General features: G+C 60.8%; 12 protein-coding genes. 3 read left to right on the plus strand and 9 right to left on the minus strand.

Going from position 1 to position 18,931, the window contains the following annotated elements:
• Positions 1–17: 17 nt before the first annotated feature.
• The 7 genes from dnaE to AAAT03_RS04345 form a co-directional block, all read right to left on the minus strand.
• Positions 18–3,821: a DNA polymerase III subunit alpha gene (dnaE, locus tag AAAT03_RS04315; RefSeq protein WP_118377276.1), complete on the minus strand. Its 3,804-nt coding sequence runs from the start codon at positions 3,819–3,821 to the stop codon at positions 18–20.
• Between the two features lie 239 nt (positions 3,822–4,060).
• On the minus strand, positions 4,061–5,260 hold the full coding sequence (locus tag AAAT03_RS04320; RefSeq protein ID WP_161194646.1) for an MFS transporter: 1,200 nt from the start codon (positions 5,258–5,260) through the stop codon (positions 4,061–4,063).
• A gap of 103 nt (positions 5,261–5,363) precedes the next feature.
• Positions 5,364–5,762: a DUF3284 domain-containing protein gene (locus AAAT03_RS04325; RefSeq protein ID WP_347486541.1), complete on the minus strand. Its 399-nt coding sequence runs from the start codon at positions 5,760–5,762 to the stop codon at positions 5,364–5,366.
• Positions 5,686–5,871 (minus strand): DUF3284 domain-containing protein, encoded by a 186-nt coding sequence (locus AAAT03_RS04330; RefSeq protein WP_164473288.1) that lies wholly within the window; start codon positions 5,869–5,871, stop codon positions 5,686–5,688. Before AAAT03_RS04330 ends, AAAT03_RS04325 begins: the two co-directional genes overlap by 77 nt.
• A gap of 135 nt (positions 5,872–6,006) precedes the next feature.
• Positions 6,007–9,633 (minus strand): UvrD-helicase domain-containing protein, encoded by a 3,627-nt coding sequence (locus tag AAAT03_RS04335; protein ID WP_124786049.1) that lies wholly within the window; start codon positions 9,631–9,633, stop codon positions 6,007–6,009.
• 3 nt (positions 9,634–9,636) lie between these two features.
• Positions 9,637–12,789, minus strand: coding sequence for a PD-(D/E)XK nuclease family protein (locus AAAT03_RS04340; RefSeq protein ID WP_161194648.1), 3,153 nt, complete (start codon positions 12,787–12,789; stop codon positions 9,637–9,639).
• Between the two features lie 185 nt (positions 12,790–12,974).
• A complete protein-coding gene (locus AAAT03_RS04345; RefSeq protein ID WP_022094855.1) occupies positions 12,975–13,274 on the minus strand; it encodes a YerC/YecD family TrpR-related protein in 300 nt (99 codons plus the stop codon).
• A gap of 323 nt (positions 13,275–13,597) precedes the next feature.
• On the opposite strand from AAAT03_RS04345, the gene AAAT03_RS04350 reads away from it, so the two are divergent.
• Positions 13,598–13,963: a phage holin family protein gene (locus AAAT03_RS04350; RefSeq protein WP_161194649.1), complete on the plus strand. Its 366-nt coding sequence runs from the start codon at positions 13,598–13,600 to the stop codon at positions 13,961–13,963.
• A 140-nt stretch (positions 13,964–14,103) separates the two neighbouring features.
• On the opposite strand, the gene AAAT03_RS04355 is transcribed toward AAAT03_RS04350, so the two are convergent.
• A complete protein-coding gene (locus tag AAAT03_RS04355; RefSeq protein WP_117564502.1) occupies positions 14,104–14,532 on the minus strand; it encodes an Rrf2 family transcriptional regulator in 429 nt (142 codons plus the stop codon).
• Positions 14,533–14,785: 253 nt separating this feature from the next.
• Between AAAT03_RS04355 and cysK the strand changes: the two genes are divergently transcribed.
• Both cysK and mnmA read left to right on the plus strand, forming a co-directional pair.
• Positions 14,786–15,724, plus strand: a complete 939-nt coding sequence (gene cysK / locus AAAT03_RS04360; RefSeq protein ID WP_055250951.1) for a cysteine synthase A — start codon at positions 14,786–14,788, stop codon at positions 15,722–15,724.
• 181 nt (positions 15,725–15,905) lie between these two features.
• A complete protein-coding gene (gene mnmA / locus AAAT03_RS04365) occupies positions 15,906–17,006 on the plus strand; it encodes a tRNA 2-thiouridine(34) synthase MnmA (RefSeq protein WP_349102668.1) in 1,101 nt (366 codons plus the stop codon).
• A 136-nt stretch (positions 17,007–17,142) separates the two neighbouring features.
• Here the strand turns inward: mnmA and AAAT03_RS04370 are convergent, their stop codons facing one another.
• Positions 17,143–18,186, minus strand: a complete 1,044-nt coding sequence (locus AAAT03_RS04370) for a M42 family metallopeptidase (protein ID WP_124786045.1) — start codon at positions 18,184–18,186, stop codon at positions 17,143–17,145.
• Positions 18,187–18,931 lie beyond the last annotated feature (745 nt).

The following is an 18,931-nucleotide window of genomic DNA, read 5'->3' on the forward strand; positions in this document are numbered from 1 at the left end:
ATCTCACCCGGGGTAGCTTAGATCACCGTCACGCGGCCCTGGTTACCCACAATGGCCTTGGCCTCGGCCAGCAGCGGAATCGAACGCGCGTTGACCTTGGCAGGTACCTCGGCACGCAGCACGCGCCCGTCCACCTGCTCGATAAAGATCTCCACACGGTCGCCGCCCGGGTTAGCGGTGAGCACCGTGGCCAGGCGCGCCATATTGCCCTGGCTAAAGCGGCTGTTGGGCACCATGACCTCAAACACCTTGGGCTTGTTGTTCTCCTCGTTGAGCTCGAGCGGCACGATCTCCTGCGCGATGATCTGGTCGCCGCGGTCCGAGCGCTCGAGCTTGCCCTTAATGCGCACAAAGGCATCGGACAGCTGCGCGCCGGTCTCGGGATCGACCTCGCCGTACAGGTACCCCTCGGCCTCTTTATAGGTCTTGGGGAACACGACGACGGTGGCCTCGCCTTCCATGTCCTCGAGCTGCACGATGCCCATGGGGTCACCGTTTTTGGTCACGCGCTTGGACACGCTCGAGACCATGCCGGCCCACCACAGCGCCTTGCCCTCGGGAATTTCCTGGTTGATGGTGCCGCCCGTAGGATTCTGAACTTCGTAGCCGGTATCGATCTGCGAGAACGAGAAGTCGCGCGCCTTGGCTAGTGCATACTCAAACGGGCGCAGCGGGTGGTCCGAGACATAGATGCCCAGAACCTCTTTCTCCTGGCTCAGCTTGAGGTGTCGGTCCCATTCCTGGCCGTCCGGATCGGGCACGCTGACCTCGAAGCCCGAGCCCTCAACGTCGCCAAACATATCGAAGAACGACGTCTGCCCGCTCGCGCGATCCTTCTGGCGCTTTACCGCGGCATCGATGATGTTCTCGGGGTTGTTCTTGTCCACAAAGTGCATCATCTGACGACGCGGATACCCCGTGGAGTCGAAGGCGCCTGCCTTGATCAGCGATTCGATTACGCGACGGTTGGCCTGGCTCGAGTCCACGCGCTCGACAAAGTCGTGCAGCGTCTTAAACGGGCCGCCCGCCTCGCGCTCGGCGATAATCGCCTGTGCCACACCGGTGCCCACGCCGCGGATGCCGGCCAGACCAAAGCGCACGCCCTCCTTGGTAGCCGTGAACTCGGTACCCGACTCGTTGACATCTGGCGACAGCACGGGGATGCCGTCGTGACGGCATGCCGAGACGTAGTGCACGATCTTGTCGGTCTTGCCCGTGTAGGACGTCAGAACGGCCGCCATGTACTCGTGCGGATAGTGCGCCTTGAGCCACGCCGTCTGCATAACCAGGATGGCGTAGCCGGCGGAGTGCGACTTGTTAAAGGCGTAAGATGCGAACTCGAGAACATCGTCCCAAATCTTCTGGGCGACCTCGCGCGTGTAGTTGTTCTTGATAGCGCCGTTCATCCAGTGGTCGTAGGTGGTCTCGTCCGAGCCATCCTCCCAGTGCAGCACCGTCGACGTGAGCAGCTTGATCTTTTTCTTAGCCACGGGTTTACGGATACGCGAGTCCGATTCGCCCTTGGAGAAGCCGCACATCTCGACGGAGATGAGCATAACCTGCTCCTGGTAGACCATGGTGCCGTAGGTTTCGCCCAGGATGTCGTCCAGGCGGTCGTCGTAGGAGACGGCCGGCTCCTTGCCGTTCATACGGTTGATGTAGGACGAGACCATGCCGGCGCCCAGCGGGCCCGGGCGGTACAGGGCGATCAATGCTACGACGTGCTTGTACTCGGTGGGCTTCATGTTCTTGATCGTGGCCGTCATGCCGGCGGACTCGACCTGGAAGACGCCGGCAGTGTGACCGGAGCCCATGAGCTTAAAGATCTCGGGATCGTCAAAGGGGATCTCTTCCTCTTTGATGTCGATACCGAAGTTCTTTTTGATGTTTGCCTTGGCCTTGGAGATAACCGTCAGCGTGCGCAGGCCCAAGAAGTCCATCTTGAGCAGGCCCATGTCGGCAACGGTATGGCCCTCGTACTGGGTAATCTCGACGCCGCCCTTGGTGTCGAGCTTGGTGGGCACATGTTCGTTGACGGGGTCGCGGCAGATCAGAACGGCGCACGCGTGCACGCCCTCGCCACGGGTGAGGCCCTCAATCGAGAGCGCCGTGTCGATGATGCGGCGGGCGTCGTCGTCCTTTTTATAGGCCTCGGCAAAGTCGGGGTTAAACAGATCCTCTTTGCCGGGTTGTTTTTCGAGTACCTGCTTGAGCTTGACCTTGGGGTCGCTCGAGACCATCTTGGACAGGCGCTGGCCCATGTAGACCGGGTAGTCCAGAACGCGCGCGGCATCGTTGATGGCCTGCTTGGCCTTAATGGTCGAGTAGGTGATGACGTGGGTGACCTTCTCGGGGCCGTAGAGCTGGCGAACGTGCTCCACGACCTCGAGGCGCCGCTCATCGTCGAAGTCCATATCGATATCGGGCATCTCGGTACGCTGCGGGGACAGGAACCTCTCGAACATCAGGCCGTTCTCGAGCGGGTCGAACGCGGTGATGTTCATGGCGTAGGCGACGATAGCGCCGGCGGCCGAGCCACGGCCGGGGCCGACGCCGATGCCGTTGTCCTTGGCCCATTGCACGTACTCGGCGACGATGAGGAAGTAGGCGGCAAAGCCCTTGTCGCAAATGACCTTGTATTCGTACTCAAAGCGCTCTTTGATGTTGACGCCACCGATCTCGCGCGTGGCCCAGTCGTCACCATAGTGCTGGCGCAGGCCCTTCTCGCACTCGCGGCGGAACTGGCTCTCGTGTGTCTCGCCGGGGTCGAGCAGCGGGAAGCGCGGCAGGATGATGGAGTCCCAGTCCAGCTCTACGTAGCACTTGTCGGCGATCTCGAGCGTGTTGTCGCAGGCCTCGGGGCAATACGGGAACATCGCCCGCATCTCCTCCTCGGTCTTCATATAAAACTCCGAGCCGGTCATGCGCATGCGGTTGGGGTCGTCGACCTTGGCGTTCATGCCAATGCACATGATGACGTCCTGCACCGGCGCGTCCTCGCGGCGCAGGTAGTGGAAGTCGTTGGTGGCAATGACTTTGACGCCCACCTGCTTGGCGATATCGATGAGCGTGCGGTCCATCTGCTCGTCGGTCAGGCCGTTGTCGGTGGTGATGCCGTGTTCCTGGATCTCGATATAAAAGTCGCCGGGTTCGAAGGTATCGCGGAAGGTCTCGGCCCACTTGATGGCGCCCTCCATGTCACCGCGGTCGATGTATTTGGGAATGATGCCCGCGATGCAGGCGCTCGTGCAGATCATGCCCTTGGCATGGCGGCGCAGGTTGTCGAGCGTCACGCGGGGCTTGTAGTAAAAGCCCTGCACGGCGGCCTCGGAAACCGTCTGCATCAGGTTGACGTAGCCCTCCTGGTCCTTGGCCAGAAGGATCATGTGATAAAGCTCGGGCTTATGGTCGCGGGCGAGCGTCTCGTCCGGCGTAAAGTAAACCTCGCAGCCAAAGATGGGCTTGATGACCAGAGGCGGCTTGAGCTCGTCGATGTTGCCCTTCTCGTCCCACATGGCCATGTCCTTCACATACTGGGCATGCTCGCGCGGGTTTGCCTCGGGATCGGGCTCCACCAGCTCGTCGCGACGGTCCTTTTCCAAGAAGGCCTTGTCGTGGCTCCAGGTTTTGTACTCGGGCGTGTTGTGGTTAACGGCGTCACAGGCCAGCGCCAGATCGGGCACGCCATACATGTAGCCGTGGTCGGTAATGGCGACGGCGGGCATGCCCAGCTCAACGGCGCGGTTGACCATATCCTGGATACGGGTTGCGCCGTCGAGCATGGAAAAGACGGTGTGGTTGTGCAGATGGACGAATGCCATGTGATGAGCTCCGATGCGGGTTCGTGTTCTGACTGAACGATTTTACCCCACGGCGCGGACAGCACCCGAACCTAGCCAAACCCACACGGTAGTCTTTTTGGGACCTTCAAAAAGGGGAATGAGGGCATCCAGATATATCGAGTATTACTGAAACCCCGGCGATACGCTGAATGATTTGTGACGAATAGTCATGTCCATCAAGAAGGCTCGACGCTTCGGGCAGCTCGTCAATCGATATATCAATTCTTGGAGACATGTATTCCTACCATTTTTAAAGAAACAACGGCGGTAATTGCTATCGCGATTGCGCCAATAACACCGAGCGCTATCTGAATGGGATATAACCCCAACACATATCCAAATATGGAGAAAAACATTGCAGAAAAGAGGGCCCTTACCAGAGACGCGACGGAAAGGATCGTCGCGCGGAGATCATCCGCTATCGCGTCTTGGATTAAGTTTTCCGAAGTGATGTACACCACTTCCGGGAGAAAACAAAGCACCATGCTAAGGCCAAACAAACACAGCGGATTTGAAGCGAACCACGGAAGAATCATGAAAAGACCGGCCTCGATTAACATCGAGCCGAGCATGGTGTTTCTTTTCCCGAAACGCGATGAGAAGAAATCTGCTGCAATGTAGGCCGTCGCATTTACTGCATAGGATGCACCGAAAAAGATTCCTATTATGGAGACGGGAGCATCAAATGCGTCGAATACCAACTGATTCAAGTTGTAATAACTCCCATAGAATCCATCGAGCATGCTTGTGCCGACTAGAAGAAGCAATACCGCAAAAGCGGATTCTCCAATGCACCAGGTTTCGCGTCTGAAGATCTTGGCTACGTCAAACCTTTCCTCCCCAGAGTTTTTGGAATGGGTCGTTTCCATCCTCTCAATGGGATACAGAAGGAAAAGCTGCAGGAGATAGAAAACGGAAACGCATACGTAGAGGGCACTCCAAGATACTTGGGCAATGAATGATCCAAGTACGATTGCCACTCCCGTCGCGATTGATTGCGCGGCAAGCAGCCGAGCGTTGATGGTGAGGAAGCGCTCTCCTTGACCGGCATTTCGGGCAATTTCATATAAAAGTGCTTGTTCGGATCCCGATTGAAGGGAGTAGGCGAGTGCCTCAACAAGGGAAAGCGCGACGAGAAAGGGGCCTGAGAGTAACAGCATGCCAGCCGTATGGAAGAAAAGAAGCAGAACGCCCACTTGAATCGAGAACTTCTTTCCAAAGAAATCGCCTACCAGCCCTGTTGGCAGCTCGAGGACGACCGTTGCAATGTTGTACAGGGCTTGATAAAGCGCGATTTCCGTGACAGACATTCCTTTATCCGCAAGGAAAAGTAGAAACACTCCCCGATTTAAAACAAATCCCGCGAGAACGAAAAAGGCGGAATAGATGTGCAGTTGCGTAGCGGCATTCTTATTCATTTGGCACTTCCATCAACTAATTTTGCCGGGCCGCTCGCTACTGACTCGAAGCCTGAAGTGTTCACAGTTGATGTGAAGAGCGGTAAAGCTTTTGCACAGGGTATCAATGGAATACATCCGAAGCGTTTTCGGCAGTATCATCGGCGAAGGCGGGATTAGCCTTTACGCGGCGCTCACCCTCGATGTATTTGACGATTTGATCAATCGTCTGGTTGGCGCGGCTCTTGAGCTTGCGCTCGTAGAAGAAGAGGCCGAGCTTGCCGCGCATGCCAGACGTGTTGCCACCCGCACCCTGAAAATCCTCGGTATAGGTGAGCTCGCAAGCACCATCGCCAGCAGGTGCAGCCTCATAGCGCATGGTATTGATGCCCGCCGCATACTGAAAACAGACCTCATAGAGGCACGGGTAGTCAAAGTGCTTGATCTTAACCTTGATCGCCGTGCCCTTGGTCTTGCCTTTTGCGGTATGGACGCTTCTCGTACTTATAGCCGTTGAGCTTATTGCGGCTAGGACGTTTGCCCGTGGCGTTCTCGATATCCTGCATGATGGACCCCGCCAGAGCGTCAAAAAGCTCCTCCGGCGTCACCTTAAGCGTTTTGGTGAGCTGCATGATGGCTCCTTATTCGCTTGAACCGTTCGAGCCATTGTACCGCCCCAGGCTCTCCCATGCGTTGCGGTGCCATTTGGACGATTGAGGGCCTTACGGCCGAAAACCAACCAAATAGCACCATAAAGCCTGAGGTGGCTAAAGGTTGTAGGTGACTACTTGAGGTTCGGCGGGTTTGACGAAGATGGTTGGATCCGGCTGCTCCGCGCGGACGAACTTGACGGTCACGGCCTCAAAGCCCGCCTTGTGCAGAACATCAGCGTAGACGCGCGCCTGCAGGGCGTGCTTCTCCTGCAGCTGATCCGGCGTCTCGTCCGGTGTGCCGCCCGTCTTGTAGTCGATGACCAGCGCGCGCGACGGATCGGCCGGGTCGGTTGCCAAAGCGTCGATGGCGCCCTCGGCATATGCACCGTAGCGGGCAATGTCCTTGTCCTCACAGCCCAGCGAAAAGAACGGCACCTCGGCGCGAACGCACGGCCACGCGAGCAGGTCGGCACGAACAGCCGACTTGAGCCAGCGGTCCAGGGCAACGTCGAAGCGTTCGCGCTGCTCCGGCGTCAGGCGCCACAAGCGTGCCAGCGCATCGGCGCGCACAGCGGGCAACACGTCGGCACCCATCTCGATCAGCCACTGGCAGGCAGCATGGAACGCCGAGCCCAGCGCCATGGGGTTGCCGGCGGGCTCAACGGCGGCCACGTCTGCATCCGTCATCTCAGAACCATCCGACTCCGCATCATCGCCGGCCTCGTCCATGGGCACGTGTGCCTCGGCGGCACGGTCCTCGGACTCGGCATGCAGCGCCGCGGCAATTGACGAGTAGCTGTACGAATCGCGCGCCGGATACGGGCAGGTGCCCATGCGCACGCCCACCGCCTGGGGATACACGAGCTCAAACGCATCGGGCTCGGCGTCGGCAGGACCGGGCACAGTTGAGTGCGCAGCATTATCGGCGGCATCGGCATCGCCGCGGACAAGCCTGCCCTCGGCATCCAGAGAAGCATTGGCCTCAAACGACTGCTCGCCAAAGGAAAAGTCCGCGAGCGAAATGAGCTCGTAGTCGCCCGGCTGGGAGTTGTCGAACACCAGGCGGTCGGCATCGAGCTGCGGCATGTCCAGGGCATCCGTCGGCAAAATGCGGCGCAGCACGTCGTAGGTCAGATCCGTCTCGACATCGAAGGTCGGCGCCGTCACCTTGCCGCGGCTCACGCCGACATCCATCGCCAGAATGACCAGCTCGCGCGCTCGCGTCATGGCGACATAGAGCAAGCGAGCCCGCTCCTCGAGCGAAAGCTGCAGGTCGTGGTTGCGCAGGCGAACGAATGCCTCGGCGGGAGAACCCGTCGCGCAGACATCCTCCATGAGCTCCGGCGGCAACCATAGCGACGTGCCCTTACCCTTAAACGCATGCTCAAACTGCTTTTTGACGTCATCGCCCTTTACGAACGTGCCGTCCGCGAGTTTAACGCCGTCGAAGCGCGCCGGCAGCGCCACGACCTGCGCTCCGCCCTCGACACGCCCCATCTGAGCCGCACCCGAAGACTTACGCACGCCAAAGCACTCCGCAACCGCCACGACCGGATACTCCAGGCCCTTGGAGGCATGCACCGTCATGATGCGCACCGCGCCGTCGCCCTCCTCGTTGAGGGCACCTGGGGCCTCCTTGCCCGCCAAGAAGCGGTCGAAGGCAAGCGCAATGGAACGCGGCGAGTTACCGAACTCGGCCTCCGCCTCGGCCACGGCATCGAGCGCCTTAAGCACGTTGGCGGCAATGGCCTTGCCCTCGGGACCACGCTGTGCCAGACGCACAAACCAGCCGGAGGCGTTGACAGTATCGCGCGCGATGGCGGCGAACGAATCGCGGCCCACGCGACGAAGCGCATACCGCAGCACCTCGCGGGCGCGCGTCACGAGCGGCAAGTCTTGCAAACCCGGCACATCGGAATCGCTCATGATGCCCGCATCGATGTTGCGGCGCGAGGTCTCCCCCGTCTGGTCGTCCAGTTTGGTCGCCAGCGCCAGGAACTCCTGGGCGCCGAGCGCAAACATCGGCGAGGCGAGCAGCGGCATAAGGCCCTGCGCCGTATCGGCCGGATTGGCGAGTGCGCAGACCAGGGCACGCACCGTCTGCACCTCAGCTGCCTGGGCAAAGACCGAGCCGCCTGCGATCACGCAGTCGAGCTCTTGGTCGCGGAAGGCCTGCGCATAGACATCGGCGTTGGTCATGCGGCCCAGCAGCAGGACCATGCTGCCCTGGGGCTGGCCCGCTTTAACGAGTGCTTGGAATCGCTCCGCAATCGCGCGAGCTTTCGCCTGCGTTCGCTCCTGCGTACTGCCACCGGCAACGAAGATCGCCTGGCGGCGCGATGCCTTCGCCTTGAGCTTGTCCTCGCGTTCGTCGCTCGGTTCAAGATCCAAGAACCCCTGCATCAAACCACCGGTGTCGCCGTCAAAGACGCGCGCCACATAGCGCAGCACCTCGTCGTGGCTGCGGAAGTTGCGTACAAGCTTGACGAGCTCGCCGGCGGGGGCATCGGACGTGGCGACCGTCTCGGACGCCGTCGTCGAACCCACCTTGCGCTCCTGGCGACGGAACACCTCGACCTCGGCACCACGGAAGCGGTAGATCGACTGCTGCGCATCGCCTACGGTGCACAGTGCGCGCTCCCCCGCGCCCGTCAGGTAACGGATCAAATCGACCTGCATCTGGTCGGTATCCTGGAACTCATCGATCATGACCATCTTAAAGCGACCCTCATAGGCCGCTCGAATAGCCGGGTAGTCGCGCAGCGCCTCGTACGCCATACGCAGTAGGTCGTTGTTATCGAGCGCGGACTGGCCGGCCTTCAGCGCGCGATACTCAGCCTCCACGGAACGGGCCAGGCCCACCAGCGCATCGAGCGCGGGACCACCGCAGGCCAGCACGATATTGATAAACGCATCGGCAGCCTCGGCCTTGAGCAGCTCCACCTGTTCCTTAGGAAACGCCTTGCTCGCCCGAGGCATGCTGCACGACATCATGAGTCGCGCCACATCCTCCATGGTTTTGCCGCTCGCCTCAAACGCGTCGATGGCATCGAGTGCCACCTGCGCTTTCTCGGTCGCGGCCTTGCTCGCACCCAACGCCGCGCGATAGGCGTCGGCGAGTGCCGAGGTATCGGCCTGGCCGCGCGCCACGCACACATCGTCCATGCCGCCCGGCAGCTGGCTCGATAGCTCCAGCAGGTCGCGCACCAGACCTTTGATGGTGGTACCGGCGCCAAACGGCCCGCCCTCGCCCGCCATGGGATACCAAGCGTAGAGGGCCTTAAGCGAGGCGGCGAGCTCAGGCGCGGCATCGGGCGCCGTCGCGCGCCCCAGCACATGCTCGACAGCCTGATCCATAAGCTCATCGGTATCGGTAAGCACCGTGAACTCGGGATCGATGCCCAGCTCCAACGCATGCGCGCGCAGGATGCGCGAACACATACCGTGAATGGTCGAGATCCAAGCGTCGTCGACGGTCAGGGCCTCCTCGTCCATACCCTCTTCGATAAGCGCGCGACGCACGCGGTCGCGAATCTCGGCCGCGGCATCTTTGGTGAAGGTAATGGCGAGCACCTGGTCCAGATGCTCAACGAACGGACCGGATTCGGGCGAGAGCGCGTAGACGATGCGGCGCGTGAGGGTAAAGGTCTTGCCCGAACCGGCACCCGCCGAGACAAACAGCGGACGGTCGAGCGTTTTGACGATCTGCAGCTGTTGCGGCATCAAAGTCGAAAGATCCATGGTCTACACGTCCCTCCTTACAAACGTTCCTTCGTGGTTATACGAGCAGCGCGCATGCGCGGCCTGAGCCGACATCGGGTCGACGGCGGCAACGTCGCCTGCCTCGAGTTCGTGCAGGCGCTCGGCGATGCCGGCCTCCACGCGATCGAGCAGGGCGTCGAAGTCCATGCTGCCACCCTCGCCGGGAAAGCCCTTCTTAAGCCCCGGGATGCGGCCGTCACCACGCTCCTCCTCGAGCAGCTCGGCACTCGCGGCGCCGCGCAGCGCCGGTTTGCCGCCCTTGGTCGAAAAATAGAGCGCCGCACGGGCATCCAGATCCAGCGCCCGGCGCATGGCCTGCGCATAGATAAGCGTCTGGGTATGGGGCGGCAGCCACCGCGGGTCGTCGATGGCGGCCTCGCCCGATTCCTCGTCGCGCACCGTGGGGTCGGCGAGTTTAAACTCCTCAACGCCCGTGCGATGCTTGTAGTCGATTACCACGGCGCGATTCTCGGCATCCACATCCACGCGGTCGATGCGCCCGCCGAGCGGCCAGCCGGCATACTCGACCTGGAGCTCGTTGAACGCAAACTCCAGGTAGCGCGGCGCGAAGGGCGCGAGCGCCTCGGACTCGTAGGCAAGAACGCCCTCCAGCTGCGGCAAAATCTCGGCCACCTGGCGCTCCTCCACCGGGGAGAGCGGCACGAGCGGGCCCTCGGTACCGCGCTTGCCCGCATGCTCGGCCAAGGTCTCGTCAAAGACCTCGCGCAGCAGCTCCTTCGCGCGTGGCAGATTCATGGGTGTCACGCGCTCCATGCCCTCCTGGGGCAGACGGGCATGCAAGTGTTCCAGCACGTCGTGGACAAAGTTGCCCTTCTCCATATTGCCAAAGCCAGCGTCGATCGACTGGGGCTTCACGCGGTACGAGACGAACCAGCATAGCGGGCAGGTCGAATAGGCCTCGATCTGCGAGGCAGACGTCAGGCGCGGCACCAGCGGCGCATCCTCGCCCTCGCCATCGCGACGACGCAGGACCAGATACGGAATGGCTTCATCGCTCAGATGCTGGGGGGCTTCGCAGGTCACGCGCTCGCGCCTAAGACCTTCGCCTGCCGCGGGATCGAAGTCCCTTACGATATCGCCCTCACCCACACACTTCGCCTTGTCGGCGCCAACGGCCTTAGCGTCGTCAGCGGCCTTGTCGGCGTCAGCGGCCTTAGCATCGTTAGCGGCCTCGGCATGCGCCCGCAACTCGGTCCACACGGCCGCCGGATAGCACTCGCGCGCCTGACGATCGTGGGTCACACGGGCGAGCGTAACCGGACCACGCGACGCTTGTATCGCGCGGCCAAAGCGTGCGCGCAGCAAGGCCGCAGGCTCAAGCGTCACGTCCTCGCGACCGAGGCTCGCCGTCAGCGTGGTCAGCGGCCCCTCTTCGTGTGAGAGCGGATAGCTGTCCAGATCGACATCGGCAAACAGCACGGCATCGTAGCTGCCGGGGCGCAGAGCCGCCGCATCGGCAAGCGAAGCAAAGCGAACCTGGGCGCGTGGCGCACGGTCAACCTCGTAGGTCTCGTAATCGTAGGCGGCGCTACGCTTGTCCACCTTGGTTCGAATGTCATCGAGCACGGGCACGGTCGCGGCCTGCGACACGTTGAGCGCACGGGCGTCATTCATAAGGATGTCGATGACGTGGCGCAGCAGGGCCACCTCCGCCTGGCGACGGGCCTGACCGTCGAGACCGCCAAGTGCGCGATCGGGCAGTGCCTCGGCAACGGCAAGCATGGCCTTGAGCGCCGTCACGGGTTTGTCGCGCCACAGCGCCTGGAACACGTCCGAGATCACGCACGGCACGCTCTTAAACCAGTTCTCGTCGCTCGCCGCTTTACGCGCGCCCCTCACCTGGCCCTGCACGCTCTGCAGCAGGCTCTTGACGCCCGCAGTGGTCTTGCTGCGCGACAGTCGCATATTCTTGTCGAACGTGCGCGCGCTGGCGGCGTCGGCACCCGAAAGCGGGCTGTAAATCCAGTCGGTAAGCTCCGGAGCGGGCCACCACTCAGTCTTAGAAGCTGCCCCTTCGTCGGCGGCCTTCATACGCTCGATCAGGTTGGCGAGCGCCGTGAACTGCCTGCCCGCAATGGATTGGGAAAACGCCGTGAACTCGGCCGTCTCGGCAGCAACGTGGCGCGCCGCCAAACGAGCGGCAAGCTCGCCGAACAGCTGGGGTGCCCGGGCGGACACCACGAGTACGCGCACGGGATCGACGGGTGCGGAGGCGGCATCGTTGACCTTGGACTCCTTGCGCGCTTTCACCATCTTATCGATGACGTCCGCATAGACACGGGCACGGGCATGGGGCCCGGCGACTTCCACAAAGGCAGGACGTACGACGGACTTTGGAGCAATCGCGGGAGCGCCGGCATCCTCGTCCAGCGGCGCGATCTCAAACAGCACACCGCGGACATCAAATGCCGCGGCAAGCTCCTCGCGCATCGCCGCTTGCTCGCGGGCAAGCAGCACGACAACCTCTCCCCCGTTGTTTGCCACGGCGGACAGCAGCTCGAGCAGGCTATACGTAAATGACGTGACGCCGCGCACGCAAACGGCGCGGGCGCACCCCGGCAGGTTGTCGGCCAAAGCGCCGGCCATAATGTCAGCCGCCTCGCAGGGCTCGACCATATCTCGACGGTCCAAACCGCGCGCATAGGCGCACAAAAGTTCAAACACGCGAGCCTCGGCGTCGCTTCTGGGCTTGGGCTTGCAAACGTTGTCGCAGCAACGCTCGGCACCTGTCCCTGCCACACCCGGCAGCACATCGCGAGCCATACGCGCGAGCATACGCACCGTGCCCTGGCTGCGCGAAAGCGGCTGCAGGTCGGCGTCGTCGAGACGCGCTACCATGTCCGAAAACAGCATCTGGCGCTGCAGGTTGTCGACGAAACCGCGCCCGTCGCCCAAAAGCTCCCAAAGCGAGCGAAGCCACGATGTAGGCGTCTTGTAGTCAATACCCAGCGAAACGCCGGCTTCCGCCGCATCATGACGGCACAGGTCGAGCTCGGCAAACGTTGGCGCCAGCAGCACGGCACGCCCGTGGCGGGCAATAAGGTCGGCAAGCAGCGCCGCCTCGGCATCGCTCAAATCCGCGCCGGCGTTGGTGGTATAGATTCGAACAGGCATGGTCCTCCACTCAAACCGTTCGCAATATTCAATGCTTCCATCCTACCCGCCCACGCGGACAGATTGCTACCTCAGCTCCATGTTTTGGTGCAAAGCAACCTGACCCCAACGCACCAGCCGATTGCGGGCATATAAAAACCGCCCCCGAAGGGACGGTTCTGCACAATTCGTTTGTTGTCGCTGGCCTACTCGCCATCCTCCAGCTTGATGAGGATCTTGCGATAGCCGCCGTACTCGCCGTTCAGCGCCTTTGAAACGCGGCTCACCGTAGTGGACGAAGCGCCGGTGCGGGCCTGAACCTCAACATAAGGCTCGCCCTCATCCAGATAGCGCGCAACCTGCAGACGTTGCGAAAGATCGCAGATCTCGCGCGGCGTGCAGATATCGGTCAAAAACGCTTGGATATCCTTCTCGTCATCCAAAAGACTAAATGCGTGGACCAGCTGCTTGACATCAGGCTTGTCAAACATGTTCTCGATATTCATCGATCACCGCCAAACCCGCCATAAGGCATCGAAGTTGATACTGACATCGGGCATCGTTCGCCCGTTCTATGCAATAGGGCAACGCCTGTGGCTTTTGCCCGTAGCAGTTTAGCACACCACCAAACTAAAGCGACAAAACTCTCTGCCAGCGGCGCGTTTTCTAGGACGAACGCCGTTTTGAAACCGAATGCGCACGCAAGCTCCACGAATATCTGAGACAATGGGCGCCCAAACAGAGCCGTGCCCGAGCATCTGTCCGAGTTGCAAAGGCATGTGCCTCTCACGCTCCCTCACCACGCCATGCGCAAGAAAGGATTCACACCATGCGCTTTATGCTCAACTGGCTTTTGACCTCAATCGCCATCGCGATCGCAACGTTTCTCGTCCCCGGCATTCAGCCCTTCGGCATGGCCGACGCCTGGGTCTGCTTTGCCTTCGTGGGACTGTTCCTGAACATCGTCGATTCGCTCGTCAAGCCGTTCCTGACGGTTATCTCGCTGCCGCTCACGATCATTACGCTGGGTATTTTTCAGCTCGTAGTCAACAGCTTTATGCTCGAGCTGGCCAGCTATCTGTCGGTCAATCTGCTGGGCGCGGGCATCTCCATCGCCAGCTTTGGATCGGCCTTTATGGGCAGCATCCTGGTGTCCATCATGCGCAGCATCCTCGACAGCATCGCCGAGGGCTAAAACGGCCATTCCGGCCGCGCCCGTCTCAACAGCCCAAAACGAAGGCCGCCCATCACAAAAATGGGCGGCCTTCTTATTTGCCAAGTCTCAAAGGGCGAGAGAATCTGCCATTTCCACCCCGTCCCCAAATGGCAGGTGGGCTAGATCACGTAGTCGTAGCCTTCGTTGGGAGCGACAAGTTGATCGAGCGTCACACCGTCGAGGTAGTCGTTGATAAGCTTGTCCAGGTTCTTCCACACGTCGAGCGTGGGGCACTCGTCAGAGCGCGAACAACCCTTGCAGTCGCCATCCAGGCAGGCGACCGGCGCCAGGCTGCCCTCGGTCAGGCGCAAGATCTCGCCCACCGTGTACTGCTCGGGCGGGCGCGTGAGCACATAGCCGCCGCCCTTGCCGCGCATGCCCGAGAGCATGTTGGCGCGCACGAGCGTAGCCAGAATATTCTCGAGGTACTTCTCCGAAATACCCTGACGCGCCGCAATCTCTTTAAGCGGGATACGGCCTGTCGCCTGGTGCTCGGCCAGGTCGACCATAACGCGCAGGGCATATCTGCCCTTTGTGGAAACCAACATATATATAGCTGCCTTTCGGTCTTTTAATTCGTAGAAATTCTAGCCGAAAAATTGGTTTTGAAAATACCTATTCCCGTCAAGATGGTTAATCGACTCGTAATAATCTTCTATTTCCTATTGCGTTACTAGGCTTTGGTGTCTACTATGCTTGCCAACAGCAAAACGAACAACCTATAAGGTTTGTGGGTTTCGCTGCCACACACACCGTAAAACCACACGGTATCCAGTCATTTGAACACTTTGGAGGTTCACCATGAGCAATGTTTACACGTCCATCGATCAGCTTATCGGCCACACCCCGCTTCTGGAGCTCACCCACTTCGAGGCCGACGAGGACCTCAAGGCCCGTGTGCTCGTCAAATTGGAATACTTCAACCCCGCCGGGTCCGTCAAAGACCGCGTCGCCAAGAACATGATTGACGAGGCCGAGAAGGCCGGCAAGCTCGTGCGCGGTGGCGACTACACCATCATCGAGCCCACGAGTGGCAACACCGGCGTCGGCATCGCCTCGGTGGCGGCGGCCCGCGGCTACAAGGTGATCATCACTATGCCCGAGACCATGTCCGTCGAGCGCCGCAAGCTCATGCAGGCATACGGCGCACAGCTCGTGCTCACCGACGGCTCCAAAGGCATGAAGGGCGCCATCGCCAAGGCCGAGGAGCTGCAGAAGGAGACCCCCAACAGCATCATCGCCGGCCAGTTTGTGAACCCCGCCAACCCCGCCATCCACAAGGCCACGACCGGCCCCGAGATCTGGGACGACACCGACGGCAAGGTCGACATCTTCGTCGCCGGCGTTGGCACCGGCGGCACCGTGACCGGCGTGGGCGAGTTCCTCAAGGAGCAGAACCCCGAGATTCAGGTCGTCGCCGTCGAGCCCGCCACCTCCCCGGTGCTCTCTAAGGGCCAGGCCGGCCCGCACAAGATCCAGGGCATCGGCGCCGGCTTTGTGCCCGACGTCCTCGATACCCAGGTCTATGACGAGATCATCCCCGTCGAGAACGACGATGCCTTTGCCACCGGCCGCGCCGTGGGCCACAAGGAAGGCGTGCTCGTGGGCATTTCGTCCGGCGCCGCCGTCTGGGCCGCTCTGCAGCTGGCCAAGCGCCCCGAGAACGAAGGCAAGACCATCGTGGCGCTGCTCGCCGACACCGGCGAGCGCTACCTGTCCACGGCGCTCTTCCAGGACTAGAGCTTCTCGTTCTTAGAACGAGTCCAAGGCACGCCGGTCTCCCCTCTCTTCTGGCAGTCTGACCTCATCCCAACAGGATGCCCCACGAGACGTCCGAACTTGCTACAATGTCTGCGGCGCGGAACCAGCCTCCCGCGCCGCTTTTCTTTTTTGGCCACATGCCACCAAGGAGAACCTCCTCATGCACAACAAGCGCGTGCTCGTCGCCATGAGCGGCGGCATCGATTCCAGCGTGACCGCGTATCTGCTCAAAAGTCAGGGTTACGAATGTGTCGGTGCCACCATGCGCCTCACCTGCCCCGCGCCCGATCCCGCCACGGGCATGAGTAAGGTCGACCACGACATCGCCGATGCAAAGGCCGTCGCCGAGCGCCTGGGGATACCCCATCACGTGCTCGACTTGCAGCAAACCTTCGACCGCAACGTTGTCGAGCGTTTTATGAACGCCTACCAGGAGGGGCTGACGCCCAATCCGTGCATTATCTGCAACCGCCACATTAAGTTTGGCGCGCTGCTCGATGCAGCGCTGGACATGGGCTGCGACTACATCGCCACGGGCCATTACGCCAAAACAAGCCAGGCGGCAGACGGCACCTGGCAGCTGCATCGCGGCGAGGACCCTAAAAAGGACCAAAGCTACTTTTTGTATTCGCTCACGCAGGAGCGCCTGGCGCACACGATCTTTCCGCTGGCAGGCCTAGACAAAGAGCGCGACGTGCGCCGCATAGCCGCCGAGCAGGGCTTTACCAACGCCCAGAAGGCCGAAAGCGAGGACATCTGCTTTATTCCAGACGGTAACTACGCGGGCTATATCGAGCGCCGCTGCGGACATCCCGCTGCACCGGGCGACATTGTGTGGCGCGACGGCAGCGTGGTCGGGCGCCACAACGGCGCGCTGCGCTACACCATCGGCCAGCGCAAAGGCCTGGGCGTCGCGATGGCGCATCCTGTGTATGTGACGGGCGTCGACGCCGCTAACAACACCGTGCATCTGGGCGAGGCCGAGGACCTGACGGCCACGGCGCTCACGGCCAACGACTGGATCTGGAGCGCCCCTGCCGACCGCATGGAGGCCGAGCTGGATGCCGGCGGCATCCGCGTGGGCGCCAAGTACCGCTACCGACAGAAAGACCAGGCAGCGATCCTTACGTGCGGCGAAGACGGGCAAATGTTGCTGACCTTTGACGAGCCGCAGCGCGCCATCGCCCCCGGCCAAGCCGTTGTAGTCTATCGCGGCGACATCGTCCTGGGCGGCGGCACCGTGACCGGCGCCATCAAATAGCCCCATCCCCTTCATAAGTTGCGGTGAAATAGGGACTGTTTAAGCGTTTAAAACCGCCAAACAGTCCCTATTTCACCGCAAGTTAGAGAGGACAGCCTCGGTCGGTACTGCCGTGTCAGCCGAGGCCGCTGCATCGTTAGCGCTGGACGTAGGCGCGAACCAGCTCGAAAGTGTTGCGCACACCGTCGATGTGGCTGCGCTCGTAGTTGTGGCTCGCGTACACGCCGGGGCCGATCAGACCATGGCGAATGTCGTAGCCGGCCGAGAGCGTGGCCTCGACGTCGGAGCCGTAGTGCGGGTACACATCGATGGCGTAATCGAGCTCCAGCTCGCGCGCGATGTTGGACAGCGTGGTTACCAGGTCGTAGTTGTACGGACCGCCCGAATCCTTGGCGCAAATCGAAACCATGCGCTCGGTGCAGCCCAGGTCGTCACCCACGCAGCCCATGTCCACGCTGATCATCTCACGCGTGTCGGCCGGCACAAAGGCACCGCCGTGGCCGACCTCCTCGTACACGGTAAAGAGCAGCGACACCTTGCGCGAAAGCGACACCTCGCCGTCAGCAACGGAACGGGCCAGACCCAGCAGAATCGACGCCGACAGCTTGTCATCCAGGAAGCGGCTCTTGATGTAGCCGCTCTCCGTCACCGTGGTACGCGGATCCATAGCGATGATGTCGCCCGTCTGAATACCCAGCTCGAGCACATCGTCCTTGCTGTCAACGTTCTCGTCGAGCAGGATTTCCATGTTCTTCTCGATGGTCTTGACCGGCTCATCGGCCACATGCGCCGAAGGCTCGGTATTGAGGACCACACCCGTAAAGACTTTGCCATCGCGCGTGTAAACGGTGCAGTTCTCGCCATCGGCCGTAGACCACTGATGCCCGCCGAGCGTCGTGGGACGCAAGCGACCATTGTCCTTGATGGAACGCACCATGGCGCCCAGGGTATCGACATGGCTCGCCAGTACGAGCGGCCCACCCTCGCCACCAAGCTCAACCAACACGTTGCCCTTATTGGAACGCTCGGGCCCAAACCCCATATCGCGCAGGGTCTCCATCAGATAATCAGTCGCCGCACGGGTATAGCCCGTAGGCGAAGCAATCGAGGTAAGCGCCTTCAACTGGTCAGTAATATAGGAGAGCGTCTCCTCTAGAGAAGCATCAACATTAGAAGCCATATGCATCCTTCCAAGTAAAACTAAGACCGAGTCCCGATTTTAACCGTTCTGCACGTGCAATGCCCCAGGAGCCGAGCCGACTCCAGACGTCCCCACACCGGTTTTATGCACGCGCACGGTTTACAATCCAAATCTTGCATAGAAATATCGATATATGCATAAATATGAGGTATCAATTTCTCTCATCCTAGGGTACCCCACCTTGGACCGTGCAAAAAACGGAGTATTCAGCACCGTGGGCCCCAACGGCCCCATCACAAACGACATAACGATGTGGTTGCAGCAGTGTTGCAGGCCGGCGCAAACCAAAAACGCGGCGACAGCCATCTCCGCCCATCGATAGCCCGCCCACAAGTGCTGTCGATGGGCGCCGCGGGCCACTACGACCCATTCACAACGTTATGCATTTTTCAGAGCTTGCTGAATACTCCCAAAAATGCACGCTGGGAAGTGCACCACCTATCCGCAGCGGGCAGCATGCCTTGGTTTTGCCCATATCGGGGCATCGGCGCGGCACAAAAAGCCCCCGCCGCACGAAGTTGAACTGCCTCCCATTTCTTGGACATGAGAAATGGGAGGCTTTCTTTATGCGCGTTGATTTGAGAGTGAAGCATGATATCGAGGCCAGGAAGGCGGCCATAGGGCTCTTCGAGCTCGGGCACGGGTATAAATCTGCCGCGATTGCCCTTTCGCTTCCCGTGGAAGCCGTGAGAAGATGGCAGGAGATATACCGCGCATTCGGGAG

The organism is Collinsella sp. CLA-AA-H167 (assembly GCF_040095305.1).
In the GTDB taxonomy this organism is placed as follows: domain Bacteria; phylum Actinomycetota; class Coriobacteriia; order Coriobacteriales; family Coriobacteriaceae; genus Collinsella.

Excerpts from the sequence above, each read along its gene's own strand:
- AAAT03_RS04370 (WP_124786045.1), bottom strand. The coding sequence starts at position 18,186 with ATGGCTTCTAATGTTGATGCTTCTCTAGAGGAGACGCTCTCCTATATT.
- AAAT03_RS04355 (WP_117564502.1), bottom strand. The coding sequence starts at position 14,532 with ATGTTGGTTTCCACAAAGGGCAGATATGCCCTGCGCGTTATGGTCGAC.
- AAAT03_RS04340 (WP_161194648.1), bottom strand. The coding sequence starts at position 12,789 with ATGCCTGTTCGAATCTATACCACCAACGCCGGCGCGGATTTGAGCGAT.
- cysK (WP_055250951.1), top strand. The coding sequence starts at position 14,786 with ATGAGCAATGTTTACACGTCCATCGATCAGCTTATCGGCCACACCCCG.
- mnmA (WP_349102668.1), top strand. The coding sequence starts at position 15,906 with ATGCACAACAAGCGCGTGCTCGTCGCCATGAGCGGCGGCATCGATTCC.
- AAAT03_RS04330 (WP_164473288.1), bottom strand. The coding sequence starts at position 5,871 with ATGCAGCTCACCAAAACGCTTAAGGTGACGCCGGAGGAGCTTTTTGAC.
- AAAT03_RS04320 (WP_161194646.1), bottom strand. The coding sequence starts at position 5,260 with ATGAATAAGAATGCCGCTACGCAACTGCACATCTATTCCGCCTTTTTC.
- AAAT03_RS04350 (WP_161194649.1), top strand. The coding sequence starts at position 13,598 with ATGCGCTTTATGCTCAACTGGCTTTTGACCTCAATCGCCATCGCGATC.
- AAAT03_RS04335 (WP_124786049.1), bottom strand. The coding sequence starts at position 9,633 with ATGGATCTTTCGACTTTGATGCCGCAACAGCTGCAGATCGTCAAAACG.
- dnaE (WP_118377276.1), bottom strand. The coding sequence starts at position 3,821 with ATGGCATTCGTCCATCTGCACAACCACACCGTCTTTTCCATGCTCGAC.
- AAAT03_RS04345 (WP_022094855.1), bottom strand. The coding sequence starts at position 13,274 with ATGAATATCGAGAACATGTTTGACAAGCCTGATGTCAAGCAGCTGGTC.